Below are 258 nucleotides of genomic sequence, written 5' to 3'. Positions count from 1 at the left end.
AAAGTGATCTACGCGCACAAGTGCTTGAGCATTTTCCGAGTGACGATTGGCTATCAACAAGTCGAGCGTGATGCTCGCGGTTACAACCGCCGCGTTGATTTCCATGCTTTTGGAAAGTCAGCGCATAGCTCGTATCCACATCTGGGCGTGAACGCGATTTATAGCGGCCTCGATTTCTTGAAGCGCGCCTCGGAGACAGGTTTTGATATGCGCTTCACCCATATCGAGGGTGGAGAGACGATCAACAAGGTTCCGGAT

The 258-nt window shown here is 51.6% G+C and carries 1 protein-coding gene; it reads left to right on the top strand.

Going from position 1 to position 258, the window contains the following annotated elements; translation table 11 throughout:
• Window positions 1-39: 39 nt before the first annotated feature.
• Window positions 40-258 (top strand): peptidase dimerization domain-containing protein (locus tag ACLJNW_RS26415; RefSeq protein WP_410961539.1); only part of this gene is annotated, 219 nt, incomplete at its 3' end.

The organism is Salmonella sp. SAL4457 (assembly GCF_046548235.1).
Taxonomy (GTDB): Bacteria; Pseudomonadota; Gammaproteobacteria; order Enterobacterales; family Enterobacteriaceae; genus Salmonella; species Salmonella enterica.
Note: the sequence above shows the minus strand (reverse complement) of the source record. Positions and strands in the feature narration are given on the sequence as shown.